General features: G+C 59.9%; 21 protein-coding genes. 12 read left to right on the forward strand and 9 right to left on the reverse strand.

The annotated features are described in order from the left end of the window. Positions 1–215 precede the first annotated feature (215 nt). Positions 216–3,551, reverse strand: coding sequence for a Hint domain-containing protein (locus U3654_RS14475; protein WP_324752256.1), 3,336 nt, complete (start codon positions 3,549–3,551; stop codon positions 216–218). A gap of 750 nt (positions 3,552–4,301) precedes the next feature. Between U3654_RS14475 and U3654_RS14480 the strand changes: the two genes are divergently transcribed. Further along, complete coding sequence (locus U3654_RS14480; protein WP_324752257.1) at positions 4,302–6,236, forward strand: phage tail sheath C-terminal domain-containing protein; 1,935 nt, start codon at positions 4,302–4,304, stop codon at positions 6,234–6,236. Positions 6,237–6,637: 401 nt separating this feature from the next. Here U3654_RS14480 and U3654_RS14485 read toward each other — a convergent pair whose 3' ends face one another. From U3654_RS14485 to U3654_RS14520, 8 genes are read right to left on the reverse strand one after another with little or no spacing between them, the layout of a single operon-like run. Beyond that, complete coding sequence (locus U3654_RS14485; RefSeq protein ID WP_324752258.1) at positions 6,638–7,093, reverse strand: universal stress protein; 456 nt, start codon at positions 7,091–7,093, stop codon at positions 6,638–6,640. 55 nt (positions 7,094–7,148) lie between these two features. Then, the gene (locus tag U3654_RS14490; protein ID WP_324752259.1) at positions 7,149–9,161 is read right to left on the reverse strand and encodes a M3 family metallopeptidase; all 2,013 of its coding nucleotides are present in this window, start codon (positions 9,159–9,161) and stop codon (positions 7,149–7,151) included. Continuing rightward, entirely contained in the window at positions 9,158–10,204 is a 1,047-nt protein-coding gene (locus tag U3654_RS14495; protein ID WP_324752260.1) for a molybdopterin-synthase adenylyltransferase MoeB, read from the reverse strand. Before U3654_RS14495 ends, U3654_RS14490 begins: the two co-directional genes overlap by 4 nt. After that, positions 10,204–10,698: a dUTP diphosphatase gene (gene dut, locus U3654_RS14500; protein WP_416384519.1), complete on the reverse strand. Its 495-nt coding sequence runs from the start codon at positions 10,696–10,698 to the stop codon at positions 10,204–10,206. The genes U3654_RS14495 and dut overlap by 1 nt, the downstream gene beginning before the upstream one ends. Before the next feature lie 56 nt (positions 10,699–10,754). Continuing rightward, positions 10,755–11,783, reverse strand: coding sequence for a MaoC family dehydratase (locus U3654_RS14505; RefSeq protein ID WP_324752261.1), 1,029 nt, complete (start codon positions 11,781–11,783; stop codon positions 10,755–10,757). After that, positions 11,780–11,983, reverse strand: coding sequence for a DUF1737 domain-containing protein (locus tag U3654_RS14510; protein WP_324752262.1), 204 nt, complete (start codon positions 11,981–11,983; stop codon positions 11,780–11,782). The genes U3654_RS14505 and U3654_RS14510 overlap by 4 nt, the downstream gene beginning before the upstream one ends. A 7-nt stretch (positions 11,984–11,990) precedes the next feature. Beyond that, positions 11,991–12,536 (reverse strand): NnrU family protein, encoded by a 546-nt coding sequence (locus U3654_RS14515; RefSeq protein ID WP_324755294.1) that lies wholly within the window; start codon positions 12,534–12,536, stop codon positions 11,991–11,993. Between the two features lie 5 nt (positions 12,537–12,541). Beyond that, complete coding sequence (locus U3654_RS14520; protein WP_324752263.1) at positions 12,542–13,402, reverse strand: CoA ester lyase; 861 nt, start codon at positions 13,400–13,402, stop codon at positions 12,542–12,544. Positions 13,403–13,624: 222 nt separating this feature from the next. Here U3654_RS14520 and U3654_RS14525 point away from each other — a divergent pair, with 222 nt between their 5' ends. The 11 genes from U3654_RS14525 to lpdA all read left to right on the forward strand — a co-directional run bounded on the left by U3654_RS14525 (position 13,625) and on the right by lpdA (position 25,831). Next, on the forward strand, positions 13,625–13,927 hold the full coding sequence (locus U3654_RS14525) for a hypothetical protein (RefSeq protein WP_416384520.1): 303 nt from the start codon (positions 13,625–13,627) through the stop codon (positions 13,925–13,927). 291 nt (positions 13,928–14,218) lie between these two features. After that, on the forward strand, positions 14,219–15,181 hold the full coding sequence (gene mdh, locus U3654_RS14530) for a malate dehydrogenase (protein ID WP_324752264.1): 963 nt from the start codon (positions 14,219–14,221) through the stop codon (positions 15,179–15,181). A gap of 484 nt (positions 15,182–15,665) precedes the next feature. Further along, positions 15,666–16,859, forward strand: coding sequence for an ADP-forming succinate--CoA ligase subunit beta (gene sucC, locus U3654_RS14535; RefSeq protein ID WP_324752265.1), 1,194 nt, complete (start codon positions 15,666–15,668; stop codon positions 16,857–16,859). A 28-nt stretch (positions 16,860–16,887) separates the two neighbouring features. Next, entirely contained in the window at positions 16,888–17,223 is a 336-nt protein-coding gene (locus U3654_RS14540; RefSeq protein WP_324752266.1) for a hypothetical protein, read from the forward strand. 16 nt (positions 17,224–17,239) lie between these two features. Then, complete coding sequence (sucD, locus tag U3654_RS14545) at positions 17,240–18,121, forward strand: succinate--CoA ligase subunit alpha (RefSeq protein WP_324752267.1); 882 nt, start codon at positions 17,240–17,242, stop codon at positions 18,119–18,121. A 3-nt stretch (positions 18,122–18,124) separates the two neighbouring features. After that, the gene (locus U3654_RS14550; RefSeq protein ID WP_324752268.1) at positions 18,125–18,820 is read left to right on the forward strand and encodes a hypothetical protein; all 696 of its coding nucleotides are present in this window, start codon (positions 18,125–18,127) and stop codon (positions 18,818–18,820) included. 17 nt (positions 18,821–18,837) lie between these two features. Next, on the forward strand, positions 18,838–21,804 hold the full coding sequence (locus U3654_RS14555; protein WP_324752269.1) for a 2-oxoglutarate dehydrogenase E1 component: 2,967 nt from the start codon (positions 18,838–18,840) through the stop codon (positions 21,802–21,804). Continuing rightward, entirely contained in the window at positions 21,801–23,378 is a 1,578-nt protein-coding gene (odhB, locus tag U3654_RS14560; protein WP_324752270.1) for a 2-oxoglutarate dehydrogenase complex dihydrolipoyllysine-residue succinyltransferase, read from the forward strand. Before U3654_RS14555 ends, odhB begins: the two co-directional genes overlap by 4 nt. A gap of 42 nt (positions 23,379–23,420) precedes the next feature. Further along, on the forward strand, positions 23,421–23,915 hold the full coding sequence (locus U3654_RS14565) for a hypothetical protein (RefSeq protein WP_324752271.1): 495 nt from the start codon (positions 23,421–23,423) through the stop codon (positions 23,913–23,915). Further along, the gene (locus U3654_RS14570) at positions 23,912–24,322 is read left to right on the forward strand and encodes an MAPEG family protein (RefSeq protein WP_324752272.1); all 411 of its coding nucleotides are present in this window, start codon (positions 23,912–23,914) and stop codon (positions 24,320–24,322) included. The genes U3654_RS14565 and U3654_RS14570 overlap by 4 nt, the downstream gene beginning before the upstream one ends. A gap of 120 nt (positions 24,323–24,442) precedes the next feature. Continuing rightward, complete coding sequence (gene lpdA / locus U3654_RS14575) at positions 24,443–25,831, forward strand: dihydrolipoyl dehydrogenase (protein WP_324752273.1); 1,389 nt, start codon at positions 24,443–24,445, stop codon at positions 25,829–25,831. The last annotated feature ends 35 nt before the right edge of the window (positions 25,832–25,866 follow it).

Genomic DNA, 25,866 nt, shown 5'->3' on the forward strand with positions numbered 1-25,866 from the left:
AACCGCCCTCGGCCGGTTTGCCCAAAGTGATCCGGCTGTCAAACGCGATGGCGGGACCCAGCGCCGCCCGTGATGAGGCTGCGCCCACTTTCGCCGCTTGTGTCAGGTCGCCAACGGAAACTCCAACAAGCGACCATTTGACATCTCTTTCCCAATCCGCCGATCCTAGAGATTCGGCAAACTGGTACGCGCGTCACCCGAGAGGGCCAACGGCATTATGAATATTGCCTCGTCAGGCTGCCCACCTGTTTTTTCGGTGCGAATTCCCGCGAGGTGTGTCCATAAATTCCGACAACCTTCTGCTTGTCATTGATTGCCCCAGAAAGCGCCGGGAACAACTCGATCAATTCATTCCGTGGCGCTGCATTCATCATCTGCAGGGCCATCGGTCCGGGATAGAAACTCTCTGATGGTGTGCTTTCAGACAGAACGATCTGATGCGCGTCGAACAGCAGGTGGATGTAGGTGACGGCACGTTTGCCATGCGCGATACGCACTCCGGGCATATTCTTGACCAGGTGTTTTGCACGTACCAGGCGATCCCCGCCGCGACCGACCAGCAAGCCATGTTGAGGCGATACCAGAAAATCGCGCTCTGCCCCCAACACGCCCCGGCGTATCAAAATTGGACGCAAGTGGGGGTGGGCCTGCAAAGTGGCCCGGCCCAGTTTTCGCTGTCCGATCCAGCGGATGCGTTGCGGCCCATTGTCGAGGGTTGTAACCAAATCGCCGACCCGCAATTCATCAATCAGGACATCGCCGCGAGGGGTTCGAATGGCCGTACCAGAGGTAAAGCAAACCACACCGGTGTTTTCCTGAGTAAAGCTGGAATTGTCACCTGACGCGCCCGAAAAGGTCAGGGACCCTGCGCCAAACCGGTCGTTGTCGGAATAATCGGTTGCCCGACCCTTGGTGTTGGTTTTGTTCGACTGATTGAGGACGCCGTCATCGTTCTGATCGGCCCATAATTCAGACAGGGAGTCATAATGTCCGCTCAGGTCAATTGCATCGTTGTTGGTGGCATCCCCGTCGGTCAGCGTGCCGGAATTGCCAATGTTGAAATCGGTAATTGTGTCATTGCCACCACTGACAAGAAAGACATCGTTGCCCTGTCCACCTTCGAGGGTGTCGTCACCACCGCCCCCATCGAGGATGTCATTGCCCTCGCCGCCCTTGATCAGGTCATTGCCGTCGCCACCCGACACGGTGTCGTTGCCATGGCCACCATAGACTTCGTCATCTCCGGCCCCGCCGTCGAGAACATCGTGCCCTGCCTGGCCGTCGACATAGTCGTTGCCAGCACCGCCTGTCGCTGTGTCGTTACCATCGCCGGTATAAATGACGTCCCAGTCATCTCCTCCATCAATGGAATCGTCACCACCACCGCCATAGATTTGATCGTCGCCGGCACCGCCGATGATCGTGTTGTCGCCGCCATCGCTTGAAATGTAATCTGCGCCCGCGCCTGCGTCGATATGATCGCCGCCTGAACCGGTATAGATGGTATCGTTTCCATCCCCAGCCTCAATATCCAGCCCCGCAGTATCGGCTGTGCCGTCGACACTGTCGTTGCCGTCGGTCAGGATCAGCCTCTCGATCTGGGAGAATGTGATCGTATCGGTGCCATCAGAGATCGTCCCGGCCTCATCGCCGGTATAGGTGATCGTGACGGGCCCCGTTAGCTGGCTGAGGTCGATCGTGTCGTAATCAATGCCGCCCTCGCCGCCGATGATCGTGTCGTTGCCAGAACCTTGGGTAACGAGAAAGGTATCAGCATCGTCGCCACCATCGAGTAGCTCGTCACCGGTCCATGACTGGAGCGTGTCGTTACCCGCGCCACCAAGCAGCGTGTCATTGCCCGTCCAGCCCTGCAGCGAGTCGTTCCCGGCACCGCCCATAACGAGATCCGCATCGCTGCCACCCAGAAGAGTGTCATTGCCAGCGCCGCCGTCGATTGTATCGGTCCCGGCCCAACTGTCGATGAAATCGTCGCCGTCCCCACCCGAGATGCTGTCGTCGCCAAAGGTGCCGTAGGCCGTGTCATCGCCGGCGCCAAGATCGATAACGGCGCCAGTTCTATCAGCCCGGCCATCAACGAAATCGGCTTGGTCGGTTGTGATGATATGTTCGATCTGGGAGAATGTCGTGGTGTCGCTGCGGTGGTTGACCGTGCCGGCCTCATCCCCTGAATACGTGACCGTGACAGGCCCCGAAAGTTGGCTGAGGTCCAGCGTGTCATGGTCACTGCCGCCTTCGCCACCGACGACGGTATCGTTGCCGCCCCCATCCGAAACGCGGATCACATCGCTGCCATCGCCGCCCGCGACGTAATCGTCACCCAATCCGCCATCCATTGTGTCGTCGCCGCCGACTGTGGCCTCGGTCACGCTTGCAGGATCGTCGAAGTAGAAGTCGGTAAGGCTAACTCTCCATCCGTCGATACTAGTGTAGTCCATTTCGATCCGGGCGACGGGACCGGGTATCTGGATCAGAAGAGAGCCTTGCTCGTGATGGTCATCATACTCCCCGCCCAGCCCTTCGAACGTATCGGGACCAGGGGTCGCGTCTGAATCGACGCCGCCGACGTTCGACCCCAATGTTGCGTCAAACTGGATCTGATTGCCATCAATGCCATAGGCCCGGATGACGAGGTGTTCGTTAGCAGCGTCGAAATTGTTGACCCTGAAATGCACATTCTCGACCGCTTCCGAGAATGCGACTTTGACTTGACCGGTGTTGCGCAGGCTCAACGCGCTGTTGTCGTTAAGCACATCGTCGCCGTGATCTATTCCGTCGGCGTGCTGGGTGGCGTTTTCAAACCTCCCGACGCCGTTCGAGATGCCGTAGGAGACATCGACGCCGTTGACCGACTGAGTGCCGGATGTGATCCTGTCGCTGTCGTCGATCTGACCGCCATTGTCGGGGTCCGGGATATCGTCCCATCTAAGCGCGACCCTGTCAGCCGACCGGTCAGCGCCATCGCCGCCATAGAGCGTGTCGTTGCCATCGCCGCCATAGATTTCGTCGTTGCCGCCGCTGCCGTCGACAGTATCGTCGCCAGCGCCGCCCCACAGAATGTCGTCATCACCCGTGCCCCTGATGTGGTTGTTGGCGTCCGGGTCGTAGGTTTGGCTGTGGATCGATTTATATGACGGCTCATTCGACGGCGTGACGTTCGACGTTGCATAGGTATAGGTGTTGCCGGGTTGCAACGGACCATCGGCAACAAAGCCAACGGACGTCCCATTGATCTGGATCTCGTAGAGATTGATCGTCTGGCCGTATTCGTCAGTGATCGTGCGAACAGCTTCGAGATAGCTTTTACCGCTGGCGACAATATTTCCGGCGCCGTCACGCACGGTTGTCGTCTGTTGAGTGGAATCGTCGGAAGTTGCATTGACCGAAGAGTCGCCAGACCATGTCGCGTCGTCGTCCGTAATCTCAAAAGTGTAGGCCGTCGCGGAATCGTAGGTCGGATCAACGCGCCCGCGTGACCCGGCAAGTCCGGTGAAGTCGGTGAGCGTGAAGCCTGTGAAATTGTACGTTGCCATCGGTCGATCCTGCTGCAATGAGTGCCGCCCGATCCAGCAGGCAGCCCAACGCAGAATTTACGATGCAATGGTAAAGGATCATTTTTGATGAGCCGCGTCACGGCGGGTATTTTACTTAAAATTCGCCTTGATTGATCACCAGTTTGATTGGGCACGACGGCAAATGTGCGCTTGCATCCGGCTGGCGAGCCCTGTGGGGTCGCAAGATTGCTCTATGTAGATTCACGGCTGCGCCAAAGTCATTTGGCGCTGGGCGTTTGAACGACCCTTACGCGTCCATAGGCCCACCCTTCGCGCTTGCGGATATCGCAGGCGGGACGTCGGCCATGATCGCTACCGTCATAATGTCGAATCCACGGTGCGGAACCTGATCGCAGTTGGGGTGATCGGTATTTGCAGGGGGGGGCTGTCGGGGCATATTCCGCACCCGTCCGCCTGCTGTTTAGGAATGTGGGATCGCGTGTAAATTCGAAGGAAAGAATGTGAATTTTAACAGAATGTGATACCGTCCAGATCAAACAGAACATTTCAGATCTGGCTAACTTGTGGGCCGCGAACGTGTCTCTAAACGGGGGGGATATCCGAAAATGTTTCGCATATCCTTGTTTTGTCTTGATTGATCTGGCGTTGATCCACCGGTCCGCAAACCGGGGCATGAATTGATACCCAAGGTCGTGTCCCCGTGGCCTATACCGGGCTTCTTGGTCTGGGCGTGTTGCATACCGCAATTTTGTAGGGAGGACCGTATACATGACCATCAAAACCCCCGGTGTTTACGTCGTCGAGAAAAGCGCATTTCCCAATTCGATCGTTCAGGTGGCCACGGCGATCCCGGCCTTTATCGGCTATACCGAAGAGGCGATGAACGGCAACTCGTCGCTGGCGGGCGCGCCCACACGACTAACCTCAATGGCAGAGTTTCACAGCCACTTCGGCTTCTCGTCGAAGCCGATGTTCAAGATCGTGCCATTCGCGGAACGCACCGGCCCCTCGCCGCTAAGCATCGCAGGTGCGGAAATAGCGCCGGAACTACCGCAGACGGTTTTCTCGACCAATGGACCGCGCGGCGAGGAAAAATTCGAGTTGGTGCAGATCAATCCAGCCTATGCGCTTTATGGCGCAATGCGGCTGTTTTTCCAGAATGGTGGCGGCGCATGCTATGTGACGTCCATAGGCTCTTTTAAGGATGAAATCGCCGCCAACCCGATGATCGACGCGCTGACCCGGCTAGAGAAAGAACCGGAGCCGACGATAATCGTGATCCCCGATGTCATCCGCCTGTCGCATGATGAAGCGACAAAGGTGCAGCAGCTGACGTTAAAACATTGCGGCAGCGATATGAAGAATCGGTTTGCCATCCTCGACATTCCCGGCGGCTATCAGGCGCAGGATGGACCGCGAGGGCAGCCCGTGGCGCGGTTCCGTGACGCGATTGGCACGCGCGATCTGGACTATGGCGCCGCCTATTATCCGTGGCTGAACAGCTCGATTTACGCCGCGCGGGACTTCGACTTTCAGAATATCGAGTTCGACAGTCGAAAGAGCATGGTGTCCCTTCTGAATCGCTCGGTGCAACAGGACGCCAGTATCGTGCCAGAGATCGAGCGTGTCGGCGCGTCGGTTCTGCGGGGCGATTTCACATTGTCAATGACGTCGGGCCAGACTGTCGTGGTGACGCAAGACGATATCTCGGCCGAGGGTGAGAGCACTACCGAGAACCCCTTGAGATTTCGCATCGTCGGCAACGCCGACAAGATGACCGGCAAGCTGGTCAGAACCGGCACCGAGGATATCGTGTCCGAATTCACGCAAGACGAGCTGAAAGAGGGCAAGATCAGCTTCGTGCATGATCCTGCGGGCGGCACGGACATACAGGGCGAGTTCGGCGTCATCGCTGTCGATGCCAATGGCATCGAAACCGCCATGCGCAAGGTGACGGTGACCACCGCCAAAGGCGCCCCAGAACCGCAGGAGGTCAAGGTGCCGATCGACGAGGTCGAAGGCCCCAACCCGTCAGAGGATCCGTCAACCAAGAGTATCGACAAGGCCATGCGCGCCGCAGTCCCGCTATATGTCGAGATCATGAACGCTATCACTGCCTATATGAACACGATGCCACCCTCGGCGGCTATGGCGGGGATCTATACTGCAATCGACAATAGTCGCGGCGTGTGGAAGGCACCGGCCAATGTGTCGCTCAGCTCAGTGGTTTCGCCGACGGTCGTTATCAACCATGAGGAGCAAGAGAATCTCAACGTCTCGATCACGGGCAAATCGATCAACGCGATCCGGCCCTTTGTGGGCCAGGGGACACTGGTTTGGGGCGCGCGCACGCTGAACGGCAACAGCCTGGATTGGCGCTATATCAATGTGCGACGCACAATGATCATGCTGGAGGAATCCATCAGGCTGGCCTCCAAGGCCTATGTATTTGAGCCCAATACAGCGACTACGTGGGTCACCCTGCGTTCAATGATCGAGAATTTCCTCACGAACATCTGGAAACAGGGCGGGCTTGCCGGCTCGGTGTCTGCGGATGCCTTTAGCGTCCATGTGGGTTTGGGCGACACCATGACCCCCGTCGACATTCTGGATGGCATATTGCGGATCAGCGTTCTGGTTGCCGTCGTACGTCCCGCAGAGTTCATCGAGTTCACATTCGAGCAAGAGATGCAGAAATCCTAAATCTCACGGAAGAATCAGAGACATGGCAGATGGTGGTTTCGCCCGAACGCAGACGATCTGGCCAAAAGCGTGAACGCTGGCAGCTTCGCTTGCCCCTCGCGTCCTTTGCATATCAAACGACTGCCGGGCGGTGGTCGGACCTGCCATTTACGGCATTTATAACGCATCAAACTGAATGATTGGTGATCCGCGCTATTTCCGCGTTTTGTTGCATGCAGCCCAGTTCTTCGTGCTGTAACACCGCGGGATAAGTTCACTGATCCCGGCTGGAATTCCAGCGCGAATCCCTGCGACTAGCTATTTGTGCAGCAAAGCAGGTCTTTTTTTACTGCATCGCCATAATTCAGGTTGGCAATACACCTGCCGAAGGCACGGAAAAATTCACTGAATTTCTATATTCTTCAGGTGATCATCTCGAGCCGTTCCTTGCTCAGGTCGCCCGGCACGATGGTGATGGGAATGGGCAGGCTGCCAGCCGTGCGCGTTAGTTGGCTGACCAGCGGGCCGGGTCCCTTGCGATCATCCGATGCACCCAGCACCAGCACGCCAACATCGGGGTCATCCGCAATTTGCGCGATGATCTCGGCCACAGGCTCGCCCTCGCGAATGACCAGTTCGGGATCGACGCCCTGCTTGTCACGCATCCATTTGGCAAAGACCTGGAAATGCGCCTCGATCCTCTCGCGTTGCTCCTCTCGCATGATGTCGCCGACGCCGATCCAGTGGTTGAACTCTTCGGGCGGGATAATCGACAGGACGGTGACTCCGCCCTTGGTACGGGCGGCGCGCATCGCGGCGAAACGCATCGCGTTCAAGCACTCGCGGCTGTCATCCAGAACGACCATGAATTTGCGCATGAAACTCTCCCAAGAGGCGCGCCAACCATGCCACCGGGCGCGCGTCCGTGCAAGATCACACCGTCAGACCGCGCCCCTTCAGCAGCGCATCAACGCCCGGCAAACGGCCACGGAATGCCAGATAGAGTTCCTCTGCGTCCGCCGATCCGCCGCGCGACAGGATCGTGTCCTCCAACGCCTTGGCGCGTTCGGGATCAAACGCGCCACCCGCCTCCTCGAACGAGGCAAAGGCGTCGGCATCCATCACCTCGGACCACATATAGCTGTAATAGCCCGAGCTATATCCATCGCCGGCGAACACATGCGCGAATTGCGGGGTCGCATGGCGCATGGTGATCGCGTCCGGCATTCCGATCCCGGCAAGCACCTCGGCCTGCCGCGCCATCGCATCATCCGGCGCCGCGCCCTCGTGAAAGCTAAGATCGACCAGCGCCGAGGCCACATATTCGACCGTCTGGAACCCCATGTCGAAGGTCGCGGCGTCCAGCACCTTTTGTAGCAGCGCCTTTGGCATCGGCTCGCCCGTCTCGGAATGGGTGGCGAATTCGCCCAGCACCTCTGGCACTTCCAGCCAGTGTTCATAGAGTTGGCTGGGCAATTCCACAAAGTCGCGCGCGACGGACGTGCCGCTGACCGACTCGTAGGTCACATCCGAAAGCATCTGGTGCAGCGCATGGCCGAACTCGTGAAACAGCGTGCGCGCATCATCATAGCTCAGCAGCGCAGGATCGCCCTTGGCAAAATTGCACACATTGATGACGACTGGCCCCTGCTTTTCGGGAAATTTCGCCTGCCCCCGCATCGCACTGCACCACGCGCCCGAGCGCTTGGAGGCGCGCGCGAAATAGTCGCCAATAAAGACCGCAACATGTTCGCCCTTGCGCGTGACCTCCCACGCGCGGCAGTCGGGATGGTAAAGAGGCACGTCCACCGGCTTAAACTCCAACCCGAACAGGCGATGCGCGCAGGCGAAAACGGCCTCAATCATGCGATCAAGCTGGAAATATGGCTTTAGCTCGGCCTCATCCAGATCATGTTCGACCTGCCTGCGTTTTTCCGCGTAATAGCGCCAATCCCACGGGGCCAGATCGCCATTGATGCCGTCGCTGTGCATCATGCCGGTCAGCACCTCGGCGTCGCGCTCGGCTTGTGCCTTGGCCGGGGTCCAGACCTGCATCAAAAGATCGCGCACAGCGTCCGGCGTCTTGGCCATCTCGGTCTCAAGCTTGAAGTCCGCGAAGCTGTCGTAGCCTAAGAGTTGCGCGCGCTCTTGGCGCAGCGCCAGCGTCTCGGTGGCGATCTGGCGGTTATCCGTCTCGCCCCCATTCGCGCCGCGCGACGTCCAGGCGTTGAACGCCTGCTCGCGCAGATCCCGGCGCACCGAGAATTGCAGGAATGGCACGATCAGCGACCGCGACAGGGTAATCACGGGGCCATTCAGCCCCTTTTCGTCGCCCGCTTGGCGCGCATTGCGCAGCAGAAAATCGGGCAGCCCATCCAGATCGCTTTCGGCCAGTTCCATATGCCATCCTGCCTCATCGGCCAGCAGGTTTTGCGTGAACTTTGTCCCCAGTTCGGCCAGCCGCGCCATGATCGCCTGCATCCGCGCCTCATCCGGACCACTCAGCGCCGCGCCATGGCGGCGAAAGCTGCGATGGGTCAGCATCAGAACGCGCGCCTGCTCATCGCTCAGATCCAAGCCCTCGCGCTGCTCCCATAACGCCTCAATGCGCGCAAAAAGTGGCTTCTGCGCATAGATCCACGACGAATAGGCCGCCAGCTTGGGCGAGAAATCGCGCTGAAGCGCCTGCCGCTCCGGATTGCTGTCCGCGCCTGCGACGGTGAAAAAGACGCTCAGCACCTTGTCCAGCGCCTTGCCCGACGCCTCAAGCGCCTCGATCGTATTGGCAAATGTCGCCGGTTCGGTAGCCTCGGCAATCGCCGCAACTTCTGCCCGTGCCAGCGTCAGCGCCGTGTCGAGCGCGGGGGCGAAATCAGTGTCGTCAACGCGGTCGAACGGTGCGATGGAAAATCGGGTATCCCACACGTCCAGAAGCGGATTGGTCATATATTCTCCTTGGCGCCGCAAACCCTGCAATCGGGGCGGCGCTCTATTTTGATGCGACGCGCATCGGCATAGAGCGCGTCGTAGATGAAAAGTGTGCCGCGCAAGGGTTCGCCCGCGCCGGTGATCAGCTTGATCGCCTCACTGGCCATCATCGCGCCGATGGTGCCGGGCAACGGTCCGATCACCCCTGCCTCGGCGCAGGAGGGGGCCAGCCCTTCGGCCGGTATGTCTGGAAAAACGCAGGCATAGCAGGGCGCGCCGTGGGCAGGGTCAAACACGCTCAGCTGCCCCTCCCATTGGGTCAACGCGCCCGAAATCAGCGGCTTGGCGCAGGCAACGGCGGTGGCGTTGACCAGGTGCCGCGTCTCGAAATTGTCGGTGCCATCGAGGATGATATCGTAGTCTGCGAACAGTTCGGCGGCGATGTCGTCGGTCAGACGCCGATGATAAGGGCGCATCTGAACATGAGGATTCAGTGCGCGGACGGCGGCGGCGGCGGAATGCACCTTTGGCATCCCGATATCCCGATCGCGGTGGATCACCTGCCGCTGCAGGTTCGACAGGTCGACCGTGTCGTTGTCGATGACGCCGATCGTCCCGACACCCGCCGCGCCCAGATAGGTCAGCACCGGCGCGCCCAGCCCGCCCGCACCGATCACCAGAACGCTGGCGTTTTTCAGCGCCTTCTGACCCGGCCCGCCAACCTCGCGCAACACGATATGTCGTGCGTAGCGTTCCAGCTCGACGTCGCAAAAAGTGCCCGCGCGCTCTTTGGGCGCGTCATTCGCCTCGGCACGCGCGCGAACTCGGCGCAGCGCGGCACGGTAGGCCAGCACCAGCGCGGCAAGCCCGCCCAGCAAAAGCCAAGGCGCAGCACTTCCCCCGGTCGCGGCCCGCAGAGGATTATCAGGTGGCAAAACGAGATGCAGCAGCACCACACCGACCCACAAAACACCGATCATGGTCCAGCGCATCCGACGGGGCGCGCCCAAAAGGGCGCCCAGCCCCCAAAGCACCGCCGCAAGGATCAGAACCAACACCATCAGCCCTGCCCTGTCGAGCCAAAGCCACCCGTGCCGCGCGCGCTGTCATCCAGCGCATCCACCACCTCAAACGTGGCAAGCGTCACAGGTGCCACCACCATCTGCGCGATCCGCGCGCCATGCGCGACATGAAACGCTGTATCACCCAGATTGATCAGAATCACCCCCAAAGGTCCGCGATAGTCGCTGTCGATCGTGCCGGGCGCGTTCGCCAGCGTGATCCCATGCTTCAATGCCAACCCCGAGCGCGGGCGCACCTGCACCTCATACCCCTCAGGTATGGCCAGCCGCAGCCCGGTCGGGACCAGCGTTCGCGCACCCGGCGCCAACATGATCCCATCGCGCATCCCTTCGGGAAAATTCGCCCTCAGATCGGCCCCGGCGGCCCCCGCGCTGGCATAGACCGGCAGGTCCAGATCCCGGTCCGCGCCCGCGTCCCAGCAAAGTGATACCGTCACCATTACCAGACCTTTCATTGTTCTGAAAATACTCATAGCCGCAGCCCGCCACGCGCGCTGCGGCTCAAAGCATAGCGCCACCGCGCCAGATGTCACATCGGCATCAAGGCCCAATAGTCCAAATCCAGCAGAACATCCGGCAGATACCGGCCATCTTCGCCCTTCAGCGCGCCCGCGTTCCGGCCTTTGGTCGCGACCAGCCGCAAACGCAACGCGCCTACGCCGGGGGCGGATGTCTCGGCCCGGTCCAGAACCTCGCTCCACGCGCGGATGGTGTCGCCCGCATGACACGGATTGGCGTGGGCCCCGCCGTTCAGCCCGACGATAATCTGCGCATTCGCCAGCCCGTTAAAGCTAAGCGCGCGCGCCATCGAGATGACATGCCCGCCATAGATCAGTCGCCCGCCATCGCGCGCGCCTGCGTCGAAATGGACCTTGGCGGTGTTCTGCCAGAGGCGGGTGGCCAGCATATGCTCGGCCTCCTCGATGGTGACGCCGTCGACATGGTCGATCACCTCGCCCACCGCATAATCGGCCCAGCGATGCGGCTCGCCCGCGAGGGTAAAATCGTAGTTGGTGAAATTCAGCCCCTCGGGGACAACCAATTGATCGACGCTCAGCGCATTCGCCAGATCGGGGATGACGGTTTCGGGCGCAGGGGCGTCCAGATCTCGCTTGCGCACCATCACCCAGCGCACATATTCCAACACCACGTCACCGCGTTGATTGGTGCCTTTGGTGCGCACCCAGACGACGCCCGATTTGCCGTTCGAATTCTGCTTGAGCCCGATCACTTCGGAGGTCGAGCGCAGCGTATCGCCGGCATAGACGGGCAGCAGCCAGCGTCCCTCGGCGTATCCCAGATTGGCCAGCGCGTTCAGCGAGATGTCGGGCACCGTCTTGCCAAAGACGACGTGAAACGCCGCCAGATCGTCCAGCGGCGCATTGGGCAGCCCGCAGGAGCGCGCGAATTCATCCGACGAATAAAGAGCGTGACGCGCCGGATAGAGCGCATGATATAACGCGCGCTCACCGCCCGACACGGTGCGCGGCACGGCATGTTCGATCACCTGCCCAATGGTGTAATCCTCAAAGAAATAGCCGGAATTCGTCTTGCTCATTGCGCGCCCAATTTCGTCTCGGGTGTATAGACACCGGGCGCGTCTTTGATCACGGCCTGACCACAGCGCATCACGCCATTCGCGGCGTCATAGGCCTGGGTCGGATGGCCATATAGCTCCCATCCCTTGTTCAGCGCGTCAGTGACTTTGTGGCAGAACGCGGACGTGTCGTCGGCGCTTAAAAAGCGGTAAAGTTTCATAATGTCCTCATCCGAAAGTGGGATAGCCCAGCGCGTAATGCACAGCCACTATGATGGCATAGAGCACCAGCGTGGCGATGACCGCGATCACCTCCTTGCGGATAGGCGCGGGGGGTGGCGGGGTCCAGTTCGGCTCGGCCCGGTTGATCACGATCACCTCGCTCACCGCCCATGCCAAAAGGCCGCCAAAGAGAATAATGGATGCCACGTCGCCATTCACCAGCAGATGCGCGACGGCCCAAGTCTTGACCCCTGCCAGCATCGGGTGACGCATCTTGCGCGCCAGTGCGGTCTTCATGCCCGCAGCCGCGAACAGGTAGATCGACAGCAGCATCAGCAGGTTGTTGATGCCGACCGTCGCCGGATGGCGGCCCCAGAACACCGCGCCGTCCGACATGCGATAGCCGATGACCATCAGGATGATACCCGCCAGCAGCGCCAGCGTGATCGGCCCGCGCGCCTTGGCGCCCATATTCGCCCGCGCTTCTGGTGCCGCGCGTTTAAAGAAATGCCCGGCAAACCACAGCGCGAGGCCCACTATCAGAATGACTATGCCCATTACACGTTCTCCATCTCGGCCAGCACCTGCGCTTTGGCCAGTATCCGACGCGCCGCGACGACGTGCAGGTTTTCCACGATCGTGCCGTCGACGACGGCCACCCCTTCGCCCGAGGCCTGACTGGTCTCATGTGCCGCGATCTGGCGGCGGGCAAGGTCAATTTCGGAGGCCGTCGGCGCAAAGGCGCGGTTCGCCCCCTCGATCTGCGCAGGGTGGATCAGCGTCTTGCCGTCAAAGCCCAGATCGCGCCCCTGCTTACTTTCCGCCATTAGCCCTTCGCCGTCGCGAAAGCGGTTGTAGACGCCGTCAATAGCGACGATGCGCGCTGCGCGCGCGGCCATCACGATCGTCTGGAGCGCCATCATCAGCGGCAGGCGGTCGGTGCAACTGCGACTGCCCAAATCCTTGGTCAGGTCGTTCGTACCCGTAACCAGCCCCGCCACGCGCCCATGCGCCGCGATGTCGCGCGCATTAAACACGCTGACGGGGGTCTCCATCATAACCCAGATTGGCATGTCGTCACCCAAAAGGTCGGCCAGATAATCGACATCCGAGCGGGTGTTGACCTTGGGCAGCAGGATCGCGTCTGCGCCCGCATTCTTGAGCGCGCGCACGTCGTCCAGACCCCATTCCGTCATCAAGGCGTTGATCCGCACGATCCGCGCGCGGCGGCCGTATCCACCAGTTTTCAGCGCCGCGACCAGAGCGGCACGCGCAGCGACCTTAGCATCGGGCGCGACGGCGTCCTCAAGATCAAAGATGATCGCATCACAGGGCAGTTCGCGCGCCTTCTCAAGCGCGCGTTCTTTCGAGGCCGGAATATAGAGAACGGATCGGTAGGGGCGGGTGGCGGCGTCCATGGTTTTTCCTGCGCGGTGGAAACATTGTTGCGCAGGGATGCCATTTTTAGGCGCAATTGTTCAAGGGAATTCTCGCCGCAGCGCAGAATGAGGGCCGAAACCGGCATCATCCAGCGCGAACGGATTGTTAACCCTCTTTTGGTAGAGTGATCGGCAGTGTGAACAGTTCCGTCCAGACCGCGAATTTGTGGCGGGGAATTTCCAGAACGGAAAGGATGCATCGTGAAAACCACGATCATGTCTGCCGCTACGCTGATACTGATCGGCTCTGCCACCACAGCCGAAACCGCCCGAAATTGCGCCCAGCGCACCCAAGTTGTCGAACTGCTGGCCAGCAGCTATGGCGAGACTCGGCAATCTATCGGCCTCGGCGCCAAGGGATCGGTGGTCAAGGTCTTCGCCTCGGACGCGTCAGGCAGCTGGACGATCACTGTCACGACACCCACCGGCCTGACCTGCCTCGTCGCCAGCGGTCAGGCGTTCGAAGCGCTGGGTGTGGCACCGCCAAAGGCGTTTCGCGTCTAAGTTCAGACGCCGCTTAAATCCGCAACGCGCGAAGCATAAATGAGATCGTGGGCGCTTCGAGACAAACTCATGATTCAAGTTTATCTCGAAAGGCCTTAAGGCCGGAAAGGGCGCATGCGACGAGACGAGCAAATAATCCCGCGAGGCCGCGTATTTAGGTGTCGCGTGCAGCGCCAGAACGCCGCAATAACCTTGCAGCGGCCGCGGTGGCGATGCGTAGCGCCCTTGCGCAAGGGCACGAATAAGACTACCTCAGCGCCAAATTTCCTTGCCAATCGGAGGTAACAACCCATGGCCAGACCCAAGATAGCACTGATCGGCGCCGGACAGATCGGCGGCACGCTTGCCCATCTCGCTGCCATCAAGGAACTGGGCGATATCGTCCTGTTCGACATTGCCGAAGGCACGCCCGAAGGTAAGGCGTTGGACATCGCCGAATCCGGACCGGCCGAGGGTTTCGACGCCACGCTGAAGGGCACGCAATCCTATGCCGATATCGCCGGCGCAGACGTGTGCATCGTTACTGCCGGCGTCCCGCGCAAGCCGGGGATGAGCCGCGACGACCTGCTCGGCATCAACCTCAAGGTGATGAAATCCGTCGGTGAAGGCATCGCCAAGCATGCGCCGAACGCGTTCGTGATCTGCATCACCAATCCGCTGGATGCCATGGTTTGGGCGCTGCGCGAATTTTCCGGCCTGCCGCATGAAAAAGTCTGCGGTATGGCGGGCGTTCTGGACTCGGCCCGCTTCCGCCATTTCCTCAGCCTTGAATTCGGCGTGTCGATGCGCGACGTCAGCGCCTTCGTTCTGGGCGGTCATGGCGACACGATGGTGCCGCTGGTGCGTTATTCCACCGTTGCAGGCATCCCCCTGCCGGACCTGATCGACATGGGCTGGACCACTCAGGAAAAATTGGACGCGGTCGTTCAGCGTACTCGCGACGGCGGCGCTGAGATCGTCGGTCTGTTGAAAACCGGCAGCGCCTTTTACGCGCCTGCGACATCCGCGATCGAAATGGCCGAGGCGTATCTCAAGGACCAAAAGCGCGTGCTGCCCTGCGCCGCGCATGTCGATGGTGCCTATGGCCTCAACGGCTTTTATGTCGGCGTGCCGACAGTGATCGGTGCCGGCGGCATCGAGAAGGTCATTGAGATCAAGATGAACAAGGACGAGCAGGCGATGTTCGACAAGTCGGTCAAGGCTGTCAAAGGCCTGGTCGAGGCGTGCAAGGGCATCGACAACTCGCTGACGTAAGGCGCCGCTTTTCAAGGCTAGCGAGAGGCCCCGGCGCAACGCCGGGGCCTTTTTTCGTCTCAGCTAAACGGCATGGCAAACAGTTGCCCAAATAGCGCGGAATGTCGCCGGGCGACCGCTCATCGCAAGCCTTTCGTGCGCTCGCGCATATGGCGCCGCCGCTCGGCATAAAAATTCAGAAACCGCACCGCATCTGCAATCGGGTGCAAATGCAAAACACATCGTCGTTGATCTGCTCCAGACGGGGCCGCCTGCTGGTGGCATCGGTCATCCCCCGGCTGCCATAGGTAATATGATCGATGTATTGGCGTCTTGATTCTCTGCCAAGGCAAATGGCGTGGCGTTTTGTGATCACACGCTTTCGCGGCGTGATCACAAAAGCGGATAATTTGCCTCTTATTGCCCGAACAAGGCAAAAATCCGTTTATTCCCTGATAAGCCTACTATGTATATCTGGACCGAACACAGAAAACGGGACAGTTTCATGAACATCCACGAGTATCAGGCCAAGGCCCTCTTGCGCTCTTACGGCGCGCCCGTGTCCGACGGACGCGTCGTGCTGCGCGCCGAAGAGGCCAAGTCAGCAGCTAGCGAAATGGACGGCCCCCTCTGGGTGGTCAAGGCGCAGATCCACGCAGGCGGGCGCGGCAAGGGCAAATTCAAGGAACCCGGCGCAGGCGAAGACGGCGGCGTGCGGCTGGCCAAATCGGTCGAAGAGGCTGCGAACGAGGCCAAACGCATGTTGGGCCGCACGCTGGTGACCAAGCAGACTGGCCCGGCGGGCAAGCAGGTGAACCGCATCTATATCGAGGACGGCGCAGGCATCCAGACCGAGATGTATCTGGCCCTTCTGGTTGATCGCCAAACGTCGCGCGTCAGCTTTGTCGCATCGACCGAGGGCGGCATGGATATTGAAGAAGTGGCTGAGTCGACGCCCGATAAAATCCTCAGCTTTTCCGTCGATCCCGCGACCGGTTATCAGCCCTATCACGGTCGCCGCATCGCCTTTAACCTCGGGCTGGAAGGCGCGCAGGTCAAGCAATGCGTCGCGCTGATGGGCACGCTCTACAACATGTTCCTCGACAAGGACATGGAGATGCTGGAAATCAACCCGCTGATCGTGACCGACAAGGGCGATCTGAAATGCCTCGACGCCAAGATGAGTTTTGACTCCAACGCCATGTATCGCCACCGCGACATCGCCGAGTTGCGCGACACCACCGAAGAGGACGCCAAGGAACTGGAAGCGTCCAAATACGACCTTAATTACATCGCGCTGGACGGCGAAATCGGCTGCATGGTCAACGGCGCGGGCCTTGCCATGGCGACGATGGACATCATCAAGCTCTACGGTGCCGAGCCTGCCAACTTCCTCGACGTGGGCGGGGGCGCGACCAAGGAAAAGGTGACCGAAGCGTTCAAGATCATCACCTCCGATCCGCAGGTGAAGGGTATTTTGGTAAATATCTTCGGCGGGATCATGCGCTGCGACGTCATCGCTGATGGCGTTGTTGCAGCTGTCAAAGAGGTGGGCTTGAAGGTGCCACTGGTCGTGCGGCTTGAGGGCACGAACGTCGAGAAGGGCAAGGATATCATCAATAACTCCGGACTGGACGTGATTGCTGCGGATGACCTGAAAGACGGTGCGCAGAAGATCGTGAAGGCGGTTAAGGGGTAACGCGTTGAACGCAGCCCGAGGAGTAGCTATGCAGATCGACCCATTTCCCTTTCCCTTCTCTCCCTTTGAGAGCCCAGTCCACGCACTCATCTTAGTTATAGTGGGAGTGCTTTTCTGGATGGTAGGCAAAGGAAACCGACTAGTGGCCTCGCAGCCCAAAAAAGTGCGGTGGCTATCGCGGCATAATGCTCTCCACGCTTTTGTCCACGGGCGATCGACCACAGTAGCAGAGCAGCGCACTTGGATGCCGGACGGCCACTTTCGGGTGTATGGATTGTTTGGCGTGGTGGGGCAGTGGATCGGCTATGCCGTCGGATCGATCGGCCTCGTCTGTTTTGCCATCGCAATCGCAAAAATTTTTTGAACTAGGAGCCTAATCAATGGCCATTCTCGTAGACGAAAATACTCGTGTCATCTGCCAAGGCCTCACCGGCTCGCAGGGGACGTTCCACTCCGAACAGGCCATCGCCTATGGCACGAAAATGGTCGGCGGCGTGACCCCCGGCAAGGGCGGGCAGGTGCATCTGGACCTGCCAGTTTTCAACTCGGTGCATGAGGCCAAGCATGAAACGCAGGCGAATGCGACGGTGATCTATGTGCCGCCTCCCTTTGCCGCCGATTCAATCCTTGAGGCGATCGACGCCGAGATGGAACTGATCGTGTGCATCACCGAGGGTATTCCAGTGCTCGACATGATGCGCGTCAAACGCGCGCTCGACGGCTCAAAATCCAAGTTGATCGGCCCGAATTGCCCCGGTGTCATCACGCCCGATGCGTGCAAGATCGGCATCATGCCCGGCCACATCCACCATCGCGGATCGTGCGGCGTCGTCAGCCGCTCGGGCACGTTGACCTATGAGGCGGTCAAGCAGACCTCGGATGTCGGCCTTGGCCAATCCACCTGCGTCGGCATCGGCGGCGATCCTATCAAAGGAACCGAGCATATCGATGTGCTGGAATGGTTCCTGGCCGATGACGAAACGCAGTCGATCATCATGATCGGCGAAATCGGCGGCAGCGCCGAAGAAGAGGCCGCGCAGTTCCTCGCCGACGAAAAGAAGGCGGGCCGCTGGAAGCCGACCGCAGGATTCATCGCCGGCCGCACCGCCCCTCCGGGCCGCCGCATGGGCCACGCAGGCGCCATCGTCGCCGGTGGCAAAGGCGGCGCAGACGACAAGATCGAAGCGATGCGCAGCGCCGGTATCATCGTCGCCGAAAGCCCGGCGGGCTTGGGCGAGGCAGTGCTTGAGGCTATTGGTTAACAAATGACCTTTGGCGCCCTCAGATTGCTAACGGTATCGGCCGCGTCTGCGAGCTGTCTTGCGGGGCAACTCGCGGCAGATCCTTGGGGTGACTTTCGCGCATTTTGCCTGCCAGATGGCAAAGCCTTGGGCCAGACCAATACAGGGATTGAAGATGCAGGCTGGATCACTGGCGGAAATGTAACGCCCGAACTGGTGAGCGCCTATGTCATCCTGTCGGAGCCCGGCGTGATTGATCAGGGCATGGCCATAACGGACGGCTTGGTTCCTCCCGACCTAAGCGCGTTCATGCAAAGCCGCGCGGAATGGGCGGCGCCGGCTCTTGCCGCATCAGTCGAGAGCGGCGAAATCCTGACGAGTGAGCCGTATATCCTGCGGCGCCGGTCAGGGGTGGAAAACGGTCTGGCAATGGTCGAATGCAAGCTTTTCTCGTCATCGTCCGATACTCTAGCGGCAGCAGACGACTTGGCAGCCAGCGTGGCCGGATCGGGCCAATTGACCGACCACATCTGGTGGTCCCAAATCGCAATTCCAAATCGCGCCGCCATCCTTGAGTTAAGTGTGAACCCAAACATCGAAGGGCCGGTCGCCAATGTGGAGGTTGTCCGATTCGATGAATTTGCCAGCGTTCATACCCTCGCCGCCTCCGGTATCGAAATGAAAATTGGCGTCCACGCGCTCACCATCTTCAAGGCTTAATGAACAGAGGCCAACACATGACCGACCAATCCCCCAACGACCAGTTTCACGCCTCCAGCTTTATGCAGGGGCATAATGCGGAGTATCTCGAGCAGCTTTATGCGCGCTATGCCAATGACCCGAACGCGGTCGACGAGGCGTGGCAGAAATTCTTTAAGGAGATGGGCGACGACGATGCGGACGTCACTGCCGAGGCCGCTGGCCCTTCTTGGGCGCGCGCCGATTGGCCGCCCATGCCGCAGGACGATCTGACCGCCGCGCTGACCGGCGAATATCCAGCCGAACCTGAGGCCAAGGCCGTCGGCAAAAAGCTGACTGAAAAGGCGCGCGAAAAGGGGGTCGAGGTGACCGAAGAGGCGGTGCAACGCGCCGTGCTCGACTCGGTCCGCGCGCTCATGTTGATCCGCGCCTATCGCATTCGCGGCCACCTCATTGCCGATCTAGATCCGCTGGGCTTGCGCGAGCAGCCCTTCCGCCCCGAACTGGACCCGGAAAGCTACGGGTTTACCAGCGAGGACATGAATCGCCCGATCTTTATCGACAACGTGCTGGGCCTGCAAATAGCGACTATTCGCGAGATTCTGAGCATCGTGCGGCGTACGTATTGTGGCACTTTCGCGCTGCAGTACATGCACATCTCGGACCCCGAACAGGCTGGCTGGCTAAAGGAGCGGATCGAAGGCTACGGCAACGAGATCAGCTTTACCCAAGAAGGCCGCATGGCGATCTTGAAAAAGATGGTCGAGGCCGAGGGGCTGGAGAAATACCTGCACGTCAAATACATGGGCACAAAGCGGTTCGGCCTTGATGGTGGCGAGTCGCTGATCCCCGCGATGGAGCAGATCATCAAGCGCGGCGGTAGCCTTGGCGTAAAAGAGATCATCATCGGTATGCCTCACCGGGGTCGTCTGTCGGTGCTGGCGAACGTGATGGGCAAGCCTTACCGCGCGATTTTCAACGAGTTTCAGGGGGGCAGCTACAAGCCTGAGGATGTCGATGGCTCGGGCGATGTGAAATACCATCTCGGCGCCAGTTCGGACCGCGAATTCGACGGTAACGAGGTGCATCTGTCGCTGACCGCGAATCCCAGCCATCTGGAGGCGGTGAACCCCGTCGTTCTGGGCAAGGTCCGCGCCAAGCAGGATCAGTTGAACGATACCGGCCGCACCAAGGTTTTGCCGGTTCTGCTGCACGGCGATGCGGCATTTGCCGGTCAGGGCGTCGTGGCCGAGTGCTTTGGCTTGTCGGGACTGAAGGGCCACCGCACCGGCGGCACCATGCATATCGTGGTGAACAACCAGATCGGGTTCACCACCGCGCCACATTTCAGCCGCTCCAGCCCCTACCCAACCGACATCGCGCTGATGGTCGAGGCCCCTATTTTCCATGTCAACGGCGACGATCCCGAGGCCGTGGTTCACGCCGCCCGCGTGGCGACGGAGTACCGCCAAAAATTCAACAAGGACGTCGTTCTCGATATCATTTGCTACCGCCGCTTTGGTCATAACGAAGGCGATGAGCCGATGTTTACCAACCCGGTGATGTATAAAAAGATCAAACAGCAAAAGACAACGTTGACCCTCTATACCGAGCGGCTGGTCAAGGACGGGCTAATCCCCGAGGGCGAAGTCGAGGACATGAAGGATGCCTTCCAGTCCTACCTCGCCGACGAATTCGAGGCCGGGACAAATTACAAGCCGAACAAGGCCGACTGGCTGGACGGCAAATGGTCCCATCTCGACCGGAAGGAAGAGGATTATCAGCGAGGCCAGACCGCCATCAAGGAAGAAACGTTTGCGGAAATCGGGACGTCCCTCTGCCGCGCGCCGGATGATTTTCCGATTCACAAGACGGTGCAGCGCATTCTGGATGCCAAGGCCAAGATGTTCGAAACCGGTCAAGGGTTCGATTGGGCCACGGGCGAGGCGCTGGCCTTTGGCTCACTGCTGACCGAGGGATTCCCGGTGCGCTTGTCGGGTCAGGACAGCGCGCGCGGCACATTTAGCCAGCGTCACTCGGCTCTGATTAACCAAGACGACGAAGAACGGTACTACCCCCTCAACAACATCCGCGAGGGGCAGGCACGATACGAGGTCATCGACTCGATGCTGTCCGAATATGCGGTGCTGGGCTTTGAGTATGGTTATACGCTGGCCGAGCCCAACGCGCTGACCCTTTGGGAGGCGCAGTTCGGCGATTTTGCCAACGGCGCACAGATCATGTTTGATCAGTTCATCTCGTCGGGCGAGAGCAAGTGGCTGCGCATGTCCGGCCTCGTTTGCCTGCTGCCGCATGGCTATGAGGGCCAAGGGCCCGAGCATTCGTCGGCGCGGCTGGAGCGATTCCTGACCATGTGCGGGCAGGACAACTGGATCGTCGCCAACTGCACGACCCCGGCAAACTATTTCCACATCCTGCGCCGCCAGTTGCACCGCACCTACCGCAAGCCGCTGATCCTGATGACGCCGAAATCCCTGCTGCGCCACAAGCTCGCTGTCAGCAAGACTGAGGAATTCACCATCGGCTCCAGCTTTCACCGGGTGCTGTGGGACGATGCGCAATATGGCAATTCGGATACGGAACTGGTCTCTGACGATCAGATCAAGCGTGTCGTCATGTGCTCGGGCAAGGTTTATTTTGATCTGCTGGAGGAGCGCGACAAGCGCGGCATCAACGATGTCTATCTGATGCGGTTTGAGCAGTTCTATCCCTTCCCCGCCCAATCTGCAGTGAAGGAACTGGAGCGTTTCAAGCAGGCCGAAATGGTCTGGTGCCAGGAAGAGCCCAAGAACCAGGGCGGATGGTCATTTATCGAACCGAACATCGAATGGGTGTTGGGCCGCATCGACGCTGAATACAAGCGCCCCGACTATGCCGGACGCGCCGCTGCCGCATCGCCCGCCACGGGCCTTGCCAGCCAACACAAAGCACAACAGGAGGCGCTCGTTGACGACGCGCTGACGATCAAAGGAAACAAGCCATGAGCACCGAAGTCCGCGTTCCCACCTTGGGCGAATCCGTCTCTGAGGCCACTGTCGCTACGTGGTTCAAGAAGCCCGGCGACAAAGTCGAAGCCGACGAAATGCTATGCGAGCTTGAGACCGACAAGGTCACCGTCGAGGTCCCCAGCCCCACCGCCGGGACCATGGGCGACATCGTCGCCGCCGAGGGTGAGACGGTCGGCGTCGACGCGCTGCTGGCAACCATCGAGGAGGGCGCGGGCGAGAAATCCGCGCCGAAGGCCGACACCAAGCCGTCCGAAAAATCCAGTGAGAAATCCAGTGAGAAGCCCAAAGAAAAGTCCGACGCAAAACAGTTCGAAAAATCCTCTGGCAAGGGTGGCGGCAGCATTGATGTCATGGTCCCCACCCTGGGCGAGAGCGTCAGTGAGGCGACCGTCTCGACGTGGTTCAAGAAGGCGGGCGACAAGGTCGAAGCCGACGAGATGCTGTGCGAGTTAGAAACCGACAAAGTCTCGGTCGAGGTTCCCTCGCCCGGGGCTGGCACGCTGTCGGAAATCCTCGCGAAAGAGGGCGAGACGGTGCAGGCGGGCGGCAAACTGGCCGTCCTGTCGTCGGGCAGCGACGCGGGCGTAGCGCAGGCCACCGATGACTCCCCTGCCGATGGAGCCCAGCATCAGCAGCCCGAGGCCGGCGGCGACGACATGAAGGACGTCGAAAACGCGCCTTCGGCCAAGAAAGCCATGGCCGAGGCAGGCCTCAGCGCCGATCAGGTCACCGGCACCGGGCGTGACGGCCGCATCATGAAAGACGATGTCGCCAAAGCGGCCAAGGGTGACGCGCCCAAGGCCGAGGCCCCCGCCCCCGCCAAACGCGCGCCGTCCCCCGCAGATGACGACGCGCGCGAGGAACGGGTCAAGATGACACGCCTGCGTCAAACCATCGCCCGTCGCCTCAAGGAAAGCCAGAATACCGCCGCCATGCTGACCACTTATAACGAGGTCGACATGGGCGCCGTGATGGACCTGCGCAGCGAATACAAGGAAGAATTTCAAAAGAAACACGGCGTCAAGCTGGGCTTTATGTCCTTCTTTACCAAGGCTTGCGTTCACGCGCTGAAAGAGGTGCCCGAGGTCAACGCCGAGATCGACGGCACTGACGTCGTCTATAAAAACTTCGTGCATATGGGCATCGCCGCCGGCACGCCCACCGGCCTCGTCGTGCCGGTGATCCGTGACGCCGACGCGATGAGCTTTGCCGGGATCGAAAAGGCCATCGCCGAAAAGGGCGCCAAGGCGCGCGACGGCAAGCTGACGATGGACGAAATGCAGGGCGGCACGTTCACCATCTCGAACGGCGGCGTCTACGGCTCGCTGCTGTCCTCACCCATCCTGAATCCGCCGCAATCGGGCATTCTGGGAATGCACAAGATCCAGGACCGCCCCATGGCGATCAAGGGTGAGGTCAAAATCCGCCCGATGATGTATCTGGCGCTGAGCTACGACCACCGGATCGTGGACGGCAAGGGGGCGGTGACGTTCCTGGTGCGCGTGAAGGAAGCGCTGGAGGATCCGCGGCGGTTGTTGATGGATTTGTGATTGATAGACGTCGAACTTCTCTTTGGATGCGGGGACACAGCCATGAAGCGATCAACGGGATTTATCTTTGCCGGAGCCTTTTTGGGCCTGTTTACCGGGTCGTCAATGGGGGTCGCAGTGGGAGGCACCGCTTACAACGCAGCGGTGTTTCTTACACCCTTGGGTGCTTTCATCGGCTGGCTACTGGCATCTAAGACAGACGCGTCCAGTATTGTCAGTGAGAACGTGCCGCAATCAATCTCCGATGAACCGAAAACGAACGAGATTGAACCGAAGGCGGCGGCGCGCGGCGGCATTGAGGTGGTTTTCCAATCCGGGATGGCAATCTTCGCAGCGCTTTGGAACTTCCATATTGATCTGCTGCGATTGATAGGAATCTTGCCCACTTTCGTTCGGCAGCCATTCCTTTTTGCAGGGCTTGGCGTAATTGTATCGATTTTCTTTCCGCCCTTCGCCGTAGTTTATTTCTGCATGTGGCTTGGGGCAAATCACTTCGGCCTATCCGAAGAAAGTCAATATCGGGCAACCATCAAATGACCCCCGAACTCACCGCGCTAACCCTCGCCGCCCTCTTCCAAGTGGTCCAATTCGCCCTCATGGCGATCCCCGCCAACCTCGAACTTGGCCCTGCCAAAACCATGTCGCCGCGCGACCTCGACCAGATGGGTGGCCCGATGGAGCAACAAGTCAGCCGGGGTACCGCCCGCCTCGCGCGGGCCTTGAACAACCATTTCGAGGGGCTAATCCTCTTTGCCATCGCCTGCAGTGTCATTACGATCTCAGACCAGTCTACGGCGTTGACGGCGACCTGCGGCTATATCTACCTCATCGCCCGCATCGCCTATGTTCCGGCCTACTATTTCGGCCTGGTTCCTTGGCGATCGCTCATCTGGGCCATCGGTTTCGGCGCGACCACGCTCATGCTGCTCGCGGCGCTCTTGTGATCTTTCACTGTTCCAAAAATACTCATATCCGGACACACGCAAACACCCCCTCCGGTTGACCCTCCAGCCATTTCCCTGTCTGTTTGGCGCCAACCGCACCTGATCCAAAGGAAATCCGCAATGGCCACGTATGATGTCATCATTATCGGCTCCGGCCCCGGCGGCTATGTCGCCGCCATCCGCTGCGCGCAGCTGGGCCTGAAAACCGCCTGCGTCGAGGGGCGTGATACGCTGGGTGGCACATGCCTGAATATCGGCTGCATTCCTTCCAAGGCGCTGTTGCACGCGTCGCACATGCTGCATGAGGCCGAGCATAATTTTGCGTCCATGGGCCTCAAAGGCAAAAGCCCCTCGGTCGATTGGAAACAGATGCTGGCCTACAAGCAGGAAACGATCGACGGAAATACCAAGGGGATCGAGTTCCTGTTCAAAAAGAACAAAATCGACTGGATCAAGGGGTGGGCGTCCATCCCCGAGGCAGGCAAGGTCACGGTCGGTGACGACACCCATGAGGCGAAAAACATCATCATCGCGTCCGGCTCGGAACCCTCCAGCCTCAAGGGCGTCGAGGTCGACGAGAAAACAATCGTGTCCTCCACCGGCGCACTGGAGTTGGGCAAGATACCCAAGAAGATGGTTGTGATCGGCGCAGGCGTCATCGGGCTGGAGATGGGCAGCGTCTATGCGCGCCTTGGGGCCGAGGTGACTGTGGTCGAATATCTCGACGCGATCACGCCGGGTATGGACGCTGAGGTGCAAAAGACCTTTCAGCGCACCCTGAAAAAGCAGGGGCTAAAGTTCATCATGGGCGCCGCCGTGCAGTCCTGTGAGGTCAAGGGCGGCAATGCCATCGTGAAATACACCCTGCGCAAGAATGACAAGGAGGAGCAGCTCGAGGCCGATACAGTGCTGCTCGCCACTGGCCGCCGCCCGTTTACCGATGGTCTGGGGTTGGACAAGCTCGGCGTCGAGATGTCCAAGGGCGGCCAGATCAAGACCGACGATCACTGGCAGACCAACGTCAAAGGCGTCTACGCCATCGGCGACGCCATCGACGGCCCGATGCTGGCCCACAAGGCCGAGGATGAGGGCATGGCCTGCGCCGAAGTGCTGGCGGGCAAGCATGGCCATGTCAATTACGGCGTCATCCCCAGCGTGATCTATACCCACCCCGAAGTGGCGAGCGTGGGCGCGACTGAGGCCGAGCTAAAAGACGCCGGGCGCGACTATAAGACCGGCAAGTTCAGCTTTATGGGCAATGCCCGCGCCAAGGCGAATTTTGCCGCCGATGGCTTTGTGAAAATCCTCGCCGACAAGGAAACAGACCGCATTCTGGGCTGCCATATCATCGGCCCGTCGGCAGGCGATCTGATCCACGAGGTTTGCGTCGCGATGGAATTTGGCGCCGCAGCGCAGGATCTGGCGATGACCTGTCACGCCCATCCGACCTATTCCGAGGCTGTGCGCGAGGCCGCGCTGGCCTGCGGCGACGGCGCAATTCACGCCTAAAGAGTACGCGGCGGCCCGTATGTCCCAGATGTATG

This window comes from Roseovarius sp. Pro17, from assembly GCF_035599575.1.
In the GTDB taxonomy this organism is placed as follows: Bacteria; Pseudomonadota; Alphaproteobacteria; order Rhodobacterales; family Rhodobacteraceae; genus Roseovarius.